The following is a 10,830-nucleotide window of genomic DNA, read 5'->3' as shown; positions in this document are numbered from 1 at the left end:
CCCGCAACCATTAGTTCGGCTACGGTGGGAACCTTTACCTATACCTTTACACCCAATGCAGGACAATGTGCAGTAGCAACTACTTTAGATGTAACTATTACTGCACCTAATATTGTACCTGCATTTACAGCGATTGCTCCAATATGTCAAAATGATACAGCGCCAACATTACCAACTACTTCTAATAATGGTATCAATGGTTCATGGTCAGGAGCTATTAATACTGCTGTAATTGGAACACAAACGCTTACATTTACACCAAATGTTGGGCAATGTGCTGTTACCACTACACTATCTGTTTCAATTAATGCTCCATCCGCTCCATCTTTTGCACCTTTGGCAGCTGTTTGTCAAGGAAGTGCTACAGTTACAATCCCAACTACTTCAACTAATGGAGTTAATGGTACATGGTCGCCTTCTTCGTTTACAACTGGAACAGCTGGAACATTTACTGCAACATTTACACCCAACGCTGGACAATGTGCAACGGGAACTACAATTAGTTTAACGGTTCATCCTACACCTAATGTAGCTCCTATTTCTGATGTTTTCGCTTGTAATAGCTATACATTACCAGCACTTACGACAGGGAATTACTATACTGGACCCAATGGAACTGGATCTTTAGTTGCTGCAAATACAGTAATTACGACCACAACGACTCTGTATGTTTATGCAACTAGTGGCACTACTCCTAATTGTACAGATGAAGAGAATTTCGATATCACTATTACACCTGCTCCTGCTTACACTATCGAAGGAGGTTGTATTGGTCCAAATTATGTTTTAGAAGTTGTTGCAGGTAATTTTAATTTAACCGATGCAACTTACAACTGGACCAATAGTACTGGAGGTTTTGTTGGAAACACCTCTTCTATTACGGTTATCGGTTCTGGGGTTTACACTGTAACAGTAACCGTTCCTAATGGCACAGGTACTTGTACTGACACTCAAAGTTTCACTGCTAATGAAACAACTTGTTCAATTCCAAAAGGGATCTCCCCCAATGGTGATGGCTTGAATGATGAATTTGACCTAACGGGATTAAATGTTCGTCAATTAAGTATCTATAACCGCTATGGAACAAAAGTATATACAAGAGGTAATTATACCAACGAGTGGGTTGGACAGTCCGATGATAATAATGAATTACCTGATGGTACTTACTATTACGTTATTGAACGTGATGGTGTAGCAGCAAAAACAGGTTGGGTTTATATTAACCGTGAGGTAAAATAAATTGAATTAAACCAATAATCTAAAAGGAGATTCTTTTCGAATCTCCTTTTTTATAGTATTACTTTACATTACACACTTAGCTCTTGGTAAGTAGGTATGCGATAAAATCAAGGATTATAGTGAACGGAAAAAAAAGGAATTATAAGCATAGCTTTAAACCTATACTCATTTTGAGAGGTGAAAATGGTTTTCCATTAAATTCAAACCTAGGTATACAATGCTTTGGCTTCTAAAAGTACTTTTTCCAAAACCGTTTGATTAAGAGTCTCGACATTTGTAAACTGGAGCGATTTAACAATCGTTCGCTTGGTAGCCACTAAAATCTCTTGATGCGTTTTTAGTTGAAAACCTCTATAAAATCCGAGGTCTACATAGCCTTTCTTATGTTTTGCATTAAGGTAACAAAAGGGTTTATCATGGTAATAATAAAAAGGTATGGCATAGCGATAGCGCAATTCAACATTGGGTATAACTGCCTCAATGGTCGTCATACAATGCATCAAAACCGACTGAAAAGGTTCGGGTTGACGCATCACATAATCGTGGGCTAGATGCATTAGCGAATACCGTATTGATCAAACAAATAAACTAAGGAAGCCATTGCGGCTGCTCCTAACTCCAATTCACGCTTATTGACTGCGTCAAAGGTATCATTAGCTGCATGATGATGATCAAAATAGCGTTGCGAATCGGGTTGTAGACCGGCCTTAACTATTTTTGGCGACTTCAAAGGACCAATGTCTACACCTGAATGACCTTTACGAAACAAATGAATCAAATAGGGTTCAAACAAAGGCTTCCATAAACTTACTTGACTAAAATTAGCATCGTCTATTTCAAATGAAAAGCCACGAGGAGCAAATCCGCCCGCATCACTTTCTAAAGCAAAAACATGGCTTTCCCCTTTACGTTGTGCTTCAGCTTCATATTGGAGTCCACCCTTTACCCCATTTTCTTCATTCATAAACAATACAGCGCGTAACGTATGCTTAGGTTTATAACCAATCGTTTTAAATAAATGCAATACCTCCATACTTTGTACACAACCGGCACCATCATCATGTGAACCATCACCTAAGTCCCATGAATCCAAATGTCCACCAACAAGCATAATTTGATTTGGAAATTCGGATCCTGTAATTTCGCCAATTACATTATACGATAATACTTCACCTTTATAGCTACAGGTTTATCGAAAATATAATTGGGCTTTTGGAAACTTTTTCAACGCTTTGCTTAAAGCTTCTGCATCGCTAGTACTTACCGCTGCAGCAGGTATCCGGAGATTTTCAGGTGTATCACCATAATTGGTCATGCCTGTATGCGGGAGATCGTCTAAACGTAAATTCATTGAGCGAACAAGCACACCTACAGCACCCAATTTGCCGGCTTCACGCGCACCTGATGAGCGTTGATCAACACAGCCCCCATAGGCTCGAAACGTTTCAATTTGCTCGGGATCCATTGGACGGTTAAAAAAAATGATTTTTCCTTTTACTTTTTCCGAACCAAGGGCTTTTAATTCGTCCAACGATTGCACCTCAATAACGGAAGCTTCGAGGCCGGCCATGGGAGTAGCAACCGACATTCCTAGGGCACAAATGGATAACTCCAGGCGTTTATCTCCCAAATTCAAATAGGCCACTTCCTTTTCTCCTCGTTCCCACTTGGGTACCATTACCTCTTGGAGGTAAACGTTATCCAGTCCTAATTGGTCGAGTTGCGATTTTGTATACATTACTCCTTTAGCCGCGCTTTCTGAACCCGAAAGACGGGCACCAATTCTATTGGACAGGGTATCTAACCACTGGTAGCACTTTCCTTGTGTAAGCGCAGTACGATGGATACGATCCAACATCGTTGCATCGGTTTGAGCCGATACCGTTGAAAGAACAAAAAATAGAAAAAGGGAATACTTGGTAGGCATGATAGCGTATTTTATAGGAAATTAGTACCAAACGATCTTGTAAAGATAAAAAAAACTCCGAAGTGCAATTGTCTTCGGAGTTTGATTAGTTCTATTAAAAGCTATTAATGTCCGCCGCTCAGTTTATGATCAAAATTGATCCCCTGTCTTTGTAAAATACCACTCACTTTCCAAGCATAAAACGCTAAATAGGCAAAACAAGCAATACCCACTATATAACTAAAATGAATCGAAAACACATCCGCTAAATAGCCTTGTAATAAGCTAACTAAACCACCTCCCATAATCATCATGATTAAATAGCTACTACCCTGCGAAGTATGCTTACCTAATCCGCTTATTGCTAGAGTAAAAATACATGGCCATAATGTACTACAGAACAAACCAACCGACGTAAACGCATACACCGAAATCATTCCTTTTGTAACCATTCCAACACCTAAAGCAGCGATTCCTAGGAACGAAAAAATAAGTAACATACGTGCTGGATTTCCTTTACTTGCAATATCTGCAACTATTAGTACAAAAATTAATGCTGCATAAATATAAAATGGAGTCAAATCATGATTCATAAATTTGTTTACACCTAAGAAAACACCAAATGCCAAATAAGGGGCAATAAAGCGTAATAGTTGTCGTACGCTCATAGAATCGGTAAAAGCTTCTACAGCTCCTGTCCAACGTCCAATCATTAAGCTGGCCCAGTATAACGAAATAAAAGGCGCAATATCTTTCGTAGCAAATCCTAATTCTTTTTGCATATAATCAGGTAAGTTGCTTGCGGTAGAAACTTCAACCCCAACATAGACAAAAATACCAATCATTCCTAAAACCAATTGCGGATAATTCAAGGCTGATGCACGCGATTTTGTTCCAATTGCAACTTCATCTTCAACAACAGCAGCAGGCTTATCGGGCAATGAAGAAAATTTTAACAAAATGGCTACCGCTAAAAAAGCAATTCCTAATATTAAGTAGGGAAACTTAACGCTTTCGATATTCATAGTTGTATTTTCAGAGGAAGCCGAACCAAATATGGCAAAACTAACAATCAATGGACCGATGGTAGTCCCTAAATTGTTTATTCCTCCAGCCATTGTTAAGCGTTGAGAACCTGTAGCGATTGGACCTAATGCGATGGCTAATGGATTAGCTACAGTTTGTTGCAATGAAAATCCAAATGCGACAATAAATAATGCCGACAGCATCAATGGAAATGAACCTCCGCCATTGGCAGCAGGATAAAATAATAACGTTCCCAAGGCAGAAATCCCAAGTCCTAACGCTAAAGAATTTTTATAACCAATCCGGTTGATGATATCGCCTCCCGAAACTTTTGAAAGAATAATATATACAATGGATCCAACGGTATAGGCAATGTAGAATGCTACAGAAACCAATTGACTTTGCCACTGTTCCAAGGTAAAAGTCTTTTTAAAAACTGGAATTAAAATGTCGTTACTCGCTGCGACAAATCCCCAGAAGAAAAACACACTCGCCAAGGGTATAAATTGTCCCCAATTGGTTTTCGTTTGTGAAATACTCATAATTTTTTGGTTAAAGGTTAATCGTTTTAAAGATACATTTTATCTCGAATTGTGGAACGTTACAACGGCATAGTTATTAACGAAATGATTTCATAAGAGCTGCTATGTTCTATTTTAAAAAAAAAGAACTAATATGAATAATGGTAATGGATTAAAATTTAATAGAAATTAAAAACATTACGTAATCATTTACAAAATAGGTTCAAAACTCACCGCAGCACCTCCTCCGCGTGCGAGGTTTAATTTAAGTTTAGATTTAGCACTAACGGTTATTGTTTTGATTTCATAGGCTTTGGGATTGTCTTTCCAATCGGCATCTTTTGCATCTTGATAAAGTATCGCTTTATATTTCTTACCTGGCGTTAAAAAGTCCAAAGATATTTCGCATTTACGGGCATTTTCATCGGTAATCGCTCCTAAAAACCAACGCTCACCTTTTTTTTCTTTGCGTGCTACTGTCAAATAATCGCCCGGTTCAGCCTCTAGGTATCTTGAATCTTGCCAGTCAACAGCAACATCTTTAATAAACTGAAACGCATCGCTATACCGTTCGTAGTTTTCTGGCAAATCGGCTGCCATTTGTAAAGGCGAATATAAGGTAACATACAAGGCCAATTGTTTTGCTAAAGTGGTATGCACTTGTTCGGTTTTTGCCTTATCATAATAGCTCATTTTAATTTCAAAAATCCCAGGGGTATAATCCATAGGTCCACCCAACAATCGGGTAAAAGGCAAGATCGTTTCATGTGCAGGAGGGTTACCAATACTCCAAGCATTAAATTCGTTGCCACGCGCGGCTTCTGCTGCGATATAATTGGGATAGGTGCGACTGTAACCGGTTGGGCGGGAACTTTCATGGGAGTTTATCATTAAATTATAATCGGCCGCCCGACGCGCAACAAAATTATAATGATTAACCATCGTTTGACCGTCATGAAACTCACCACGTGGAATAATGCGTCCAACATACCCCGACTTAACAGCAGGGTACTGGTAATCTTTCATTAATTGAAAGGCACGATCTAAATGACGTTCATAATTGGCTACCGAACCCGATGTTTCATGGTGCATAATCATTTTCACTCCTTTGGATTGTGCATAGTCATTGACCGCTTTTAAATTGAAATCGGGATAAGGTGTAACAAAATCAAAAACATCTTCTTTCCAATTTCCAAACCAATCCTCCCATCCGGTATTCCAACCTTCAACTAAAACGCCATCAAAACCGTGTTTAGCAGCAAAGTCAATATACCGTTTTACATTTTCTGTATTGGCGCCATGTTTTCCAGAGGGTAGTAACATACCATCGGCAGCATTTTGAGCATTCTGTGATCCGGCAAAATCCCAAGTGGATTTACCCACGTGCATTTCCCACCATACCCCAACATATTTCATGGGTTTAATAAAAGAAACATCTTTAATTTTACAGGGTTCATTTAAACTAAAAATCATTTTTGAACCCACAATTTTACGGGCATCATCACTAACAAAAATTGTACGCCATGGCGAAACAGCTGGCGTTTGTAAATACACTTTATCCCCAATTGCATTCGGCACTAAATGCGACGTTAATTGATTTTTGGATGGAATTGTCGTAAGGTGCATTACTGGATAATTGACCACAGCAGCCTCAAAAATATTGATATACAAACCCGAAGCCGATTTCATCATCAATGGTGATTGTACCCTATAATTTGATTGAATCGTTTTAAGTCCAATTCCATTATTCATGTCCAATTTTGCCACATCGATAGCTGAGAACTTGGTCTCGTTGTAGGCATATTCTTGACTGTCATAATCCCCTGGAATCCAAAATGTATTGTGGTCACCAGCTAAATTAAATTGTGAATTTTCCTCTTTAATTACAAAGTGGTTCAATGCAGCTTGTTTGGGAAATTCATAGCGAAAAGCGACACCTTCATCGTATACTTTAAAAACGATGTTTAGCAATCGTCCGGTTGCTTTTTGTAGAAGATTGAGAGTTAACTGATTGTATTTATTTTGAATTACCGCATATTCGCCTAGTACAGGCTCCCAGGGTTCGTCTACTGCTTTTTCAGTAGCTTTTTGTAAAGAAAAGCCTTGATCCAAAGCTGGCAGGTCTTTAAGTTCGAGCCCCAAAGTGGAGGGTAAAATAACTTCTTGATTTTTATATTGAATAGCATAACAAGGCTTGCCATCATTTGTAAGCTGAAAAGTAACTTGAATAGCTTTAGAGGGCGAAGAAATTGATTGTGCCTTTAAAAGGCTAACAAATAAGAGTAAAGTAATTGTGATTGGATTTTTCATTCTCTATAAATTTTAGCGAAGATACTACACCGCTTTGAAATAAAAAAAATCCCGATACTACATCGGGATCTCCAGTTATTTTCCATCTACATAATCTTGCAGGTAAGCAAATCGTGGGGTAAGTTGACCATGGGCGGTTATTTGCGCACGGTGAAGAATTCCATCTTTATCACCATTAAAGAAGGCTGGGAGTACATGTTGCATAAACATTTCGCCAAAACCTTCACTCGCATCTTTAGGAAGTTCGCACGGTAAATTATCGACCGACATAACCAAAATCGAACCCGGGTGGGTATATGGAACTTCCTTGTGTTCACTTGGTAAATAACCCATAAAAGGTTCGGCTATCGTAGTAGCTCGAAGCGTACAAGCGATAGGTCCATCAACGTCACAGGATACATCGGCAACCACTTTTATTTTGCAATCGGGCGCATGCAACATCGATTGGGTGAGAATATCGGGTGAGCCATTGCCATGAAAATGTCCGGCAATAAACAAATCGGTTACTTTTGCAAATCGCTCAAAATCTGAAACATAAGCTTCGGGATGCGCGTAAAAATCTTTTTTATCGTTCCTTAATCCGTCCTTACGTTTGTTGTAATCCATTACATCAATTTGCGTATAAACGGGCTGGGTAAAGGTTTTGGTTAAATAATCATCAAGGGAAACCTCTTTCATTTTCATACCATCCAAGATTTCCTTGGCTCCCATTCCAACTTTACCGTGTCCGGTTAAAACCACTTTAATATTCGGTAACGTAACACGTTTTAAACGGACTATCAAATCATCTTTACTTTGCAGCGTTTCGGCTTTTGGCAACGTAAACAGTTCATATTTTATTCCAAATCCACGAAAACCATTATACGCCCCTACGATTCCAGCATACCTACCAAAACCAATTAATCGTTTATTTTGAGCATCAACTATCGTTTCATGATCATACAATTCAATATTTTTTGCAAGCACAGCTTGTAATAATTTACGATTATAGAGCTGTTTTTTAATTGTATGGGAAAAGAAAAAGTATTTTTTATTTGGAATTAATGCATCAATTGGAACTTCTTTCACTCCAAACAACACATCACATGTTGTCATATCGGTGGTTACTTCGATTCCTAAAATTGCGTATGCATCATCGGGGAATACCCGTATAGGTGAGGTTTCCACCTTAACTTTGGCTTCTGGATATTGGCTTTGCAAACGAACTAATTCTTCAGGGGTAAAAACCACACGGCGATCGGGTGGACTTTTGCGTTCTTGTATAACTCCAAAAATCATGACTGGGAAACTTTACTAAATTACGTGAGGCCAAAAGTACGCGTAACGATTGCGATATCAAAACTTTTCGAAGAATTTCAATAGTCATCGAAAAAGACAATTAAAACAGGGAATTTAACCTTGTTGATAATTTTGTTATTTTTTTAAGAAAAGACCAAAGAAAAAAAGAAATTGGAGTAGCTATATTTGTTTTTTTGACCCTATATGACCCAAAATAATTATTTCTACATCGTTTTAAGTTTGGCATTGCTTTGTATCGGTTGCCAAAAATCAGGCGGACAACATTCAGTTTTTACAGGGCCCGTTTATGCAATGCGTCCGCAGCAGGATTCGTTACCCAAACTAAGTACTTCATATATTACTACCAAACGGAAAGAGATTGAAAATTATATTAAAAAATGCTTTAATTCTAATTTTGAAAACATTTGTTTTTTAGTAGCCAAAAATGGTAAAATCATTTATGAACACTATGAAGGGTATGCCAACAAAGAAAACAACCTGTTAAATAGTGAAGATACTTCATTGCATATTGCTTCTGTTTCAAAAGTACTTACCGCCTCAGCTGTACTGAAATTAATCGATGCAAAAAAACTGGAATTGGATCAAAAATTGACAACCCTTTTTCCAGGTTTCCCTTACAAAGATGTAACCATACGCACGTTATTAAACCACCGAAGTGGTATGAAAAAATACAATTATTTTTGTGATGATGCACGCATTTGGGGACGAAAGAAAACTTTAACCAATGCCGATTTATTAAATGTAATTCTCACCAAAAATATACCCTTAGAAACAAAAACAAATACGCATTTTAGTTACAACAATACCAATTATGCGTTGTTGGCTTTAGTTATTGAAAAAATAACTGGTAAAAAATACCGCACTGCCATGAAAGAGATCATATTTGATCCACTAGGGATGACTCATACCTTTGTTTTTGACGAAGATTCACCTAAAGAAATTGCGACTCCATCTTATAAATACAACTATGTAAAATATGGTTTTGACTTTTTAGATGCGGTTTATGGTGATAAAAATATTTACTCGACACCCCGAGATTTACTAAAATTTGACCTAGCCCGAAATGCCCCTAATTTTTTAAGTCAAACGCTTTTAGATGAAGTTTATAAAGGATATAGTTATGAAGCGCGCGGAGAGAAAAATTACGGATTAGGCATACGGTTACGGGAATGGGAAAATGGTCAAAAACTATTTTACCACAATGGTTGGTGGCATGGAAATACGTCGAGTTATATTTCTTTGCGAAAAGAGAATACCGTAATTATAGCCCTTTCAAATAAATATACTAAAAAAACCTACCAATTAAAAAACTTAGCCGCTTTGTTTGGAGATTACCCTTTTGCATTGGGTGATACGGTTTCAAGTGGAGAATAAGTTTTTTTGATTTCAGCGATTTTACCTAACTTTGCCCTCCAATTTATACTTAATTTCAGGGGACGACTGGTTTTGACAGCGAGTGGAATTAAATAGTAAGCACGTCGAGCATTGTACTTTTTGCTCGTTAATCCAAAGGTACAATCTTATAAACGGCGAAAATAATTACGCTTTAGCTGCTTAATCCGAAGTTTAGTACGATTAGCCAAGTTCCTACAAGGTAGGAAAGCTGGATTCACCTCAAAAGCCTTGGTTTATGGCGGTTGGTTTAGGTGAACCGTAAAAGTAAACCTAGGGAAGGTAATGCTTTAAATCCCTCCTGACACGAAATAAGCTAAGCAAAAAGTGGCTGTTCTTGGCCTTGCTTTTTGTCGAAAACCCAATCAAGAACTAAACGTGTAGAAAGCTATTCGATTGCTTGTTTGGACCCGAGTTCGATTCTCGGCGTCTCCACAGAATTCAATTCAGGAAATGATGGGGAATCAACATTCCCCAAAACCTGATATAGTATTTGCTTAAATTTCAAGTATAATTTTTAAGGTGCACACACTTCACCCTCCCAGCTCATAAAACCGCCAAGTAAATTATAGGTGTTTGCAAATCCCATTTGGTCCATAATTTGACAGGCTTGAGCACTACGCCCACCGGCTTTACAGTAGACATAATAATTTTTGGATTTATCGAGTTCTTCCAACCGATAAACAAAGCCCTGACCTTTGTAAATATCATTTAACAGCGCTCCTGGTATAATTCCCTCTTCCCATTCTGCCTCCGTTCGAACATCGATAATAACTGCATCGGTATCGTTAGCCAATTGAGCTGTCCAAGCTTCTTGTGATAAGTGTTGCATTTCTTTTTCTTTCAAAATTAATATTTTTTCAAACTAACGATAACGAATGTTTTAAAAAAGATTAACAAAAAAATAACAAACATTTGTATATACAAAAAAAAGCACTTACTTACATTTGTATCTACAAATTTTGTAATGACAATTATGAAAATTGAAACTTTAATTAAATCAAATGTTGCTTTTGAAAATGCAAAGCGCGTTTTTCTGAATTTAATGTATACACAAAATTTAATTTCAGAAAAATTAAACGAAACCCTTAAGCCCTTTGATATTTCGGGGGAACAATTTAATGTGTTGCGCATTTT

The 10,830-nt window shown here is 37.7% G+C and carries 7 protein-coding genes, 1 other RNA gene and 1 pseudogene; 3 read left to right on the top strand and 6 right to left on the bottom strand.

Features of this window, described 5'->3' with window-relative positions; translation table 11 throughout:
• Positions 1-1,239 (top strand): gliding motility-associated C-terminal domain-containing protein (locus Q0039_RS06445; protein ID WP_297510834.1); only part of this gene is annotated, 1,239 nt, incomplete at its 5' end.
• A gap of 206 nt (positions 1,240-1,445) precedes the next feature.
• Here Q0039_RS06445 and Q0039_RS06440 read toward each other — a convergent pair.
• The 5 genes and pseudogenes from Q0039_RS06440 to Q0039_RS06420 form a co-directional block, all read right to left on the bottom strand.
• Entirely contained in the window at positions 1,446-1,796 is a 351-nt protein-coding gene (locus Q0039_RS06440) for a DUF1801 domain-containing protein (protein ID WP_297510831.1), read from the bottom strand.
• Positions 1,796-3,097, bottom strand: a pseudogene (locus Q0039_RS06435) (M28 family peptidase). The gene Q0039_RS06440 and the pseudogene Q0039_RS06435 overlap by 1 nt, the downstream one beginning before the upstream one ends.
• A 173-nt stretch (positions 3,098-3,270) precedes the next feature.
• Positions 3,271-4,713 (bottom strand): MFS transporter, encoded by a 1,443-nt coding sequence (locus Q0039_RS06430; protein ID WP_297510827.1) that lies wholly within the window; start codon positions 4,711-4,713, stop codon positions 3,271-3,273.
• A gap of 189 nt (positions 4,714-4,902) precedes the next feature.
• Positions 4,903-7,002 (bottom strand): glycoside hydrolase family 97 protein, encoded by a 2,100-nt coding sequence (locus Q0039_RS06425; RefSeq protein ID WP_297510824.1) that lies wholly within the window; start codon positions 7,000-7,002, stop codon positions 4,903-4,905.
• A 75-nt stretch (positions 7,003-7,077) separates the two neighbouring features.
• Positions 7,078-8,280 (bottom strand): NAD(P)-dependent oxidoreductase, encoded by a 1,203-nt coding sequence (locus Q0039_RS06420; RefSeq protein ID WP_297510821.1) that lies wholly within the window; start codon positions 8,278-8,280, stop codon positions 7,078-7,080.
• A gap of 204 nt (positions 8,281-8,484) precedes the next feature.
• On the opposite strand from Q0039_RS06420, the gene Q0039_RS06415 reads away from it, so the two are divergent.
• Entirely contained in the window at positions 8,485-9,675 is a 1,191-nt protein-coding gene (locus Q0039_RS06415) for a serine hydrolase domain-containing protein (RefSeq protein WP_297510818.1), read from the top strand.
• Between the two features lie 58 nt (positions 9,676-9,733).
• Positions 9,734-10,131: a transfer-messenger RNA gene (gene ssrA, locus Q0039_RS06410) on the top strand.
• Between the two features lie 79 nt (positions 10,132-10,210).
• Here ssrA and Q0039_RS06405 read toward each other — a convergent pair.
• The gene (locus tag Q0039_RS06405; protein ID WP_297510837.1) at positions 10,211-10,525 is read right to left on the bottom strand and encodes a rhodanese-like domain-containing protein; all 315 of its coding nucleotides are present in this window, start codon (positions 10,523-10,525) and stop codon (positions 10,211-10,213) included.
• Positions 10,526-10,830: the final 305 nt, after the last annotated feature.

The organism is Flavobacterium sp. (genome assembly GCF_027484945.1).
Classification (GTDB): domain Bacteria; phylum Bacteroidota; class Bacteroidia; order Flavobacteriales; family Flavobacteriaceae; genus Flavobacterium.
Note: the sequence above shows the minus strand (reverse complement) of the source record. Positions and strands in the feature narration are given on the sequence as shown.

Coding starts and splice junctions, on each gene's coding strand:
- Q0039_RS06425 (WP_297510824.1), bottom strand. CDS start 7,002: ATGAAAAATCCAATCACAATTACTTTACTCTTATTTGTTAGCCTTTTA.
- Q0039_RS06420 (WP_297510821.1), bottom strand. CDS start 8,280: ATGATTTTTGGAGTTATACAAGAACGCAAAAGTCCACCCGATCGCCGT.
- Q0039_RS06405 (WP_297510837.1), bottom strand. CDS start 10,525: ATGCAACACTTATCACAAGAAGCTTGGACAGCTCAATTGGCTAACGAT.
- Q0039_RS06440 (WP_297510831.1), bottom strand. CDS start 1,796: ATGCATCTAGCCCACGATTATGTGATGCGTCAACCCGAACCTTTTCAG.
- Q0039_RS06415 (WP_297510818.1), top strand. CDS start 8,485: ATGACCCAAAATAATTATTTCTACATCGTTTTAAGTTTGGCATTGCTT.
- Q0039_RS06430 (WP_297510827.1), bottom strand. CDS start 4,713: ATGAGTATTTCACAAACGAAAACCAATTGGGGACAATTTATACCCTTG.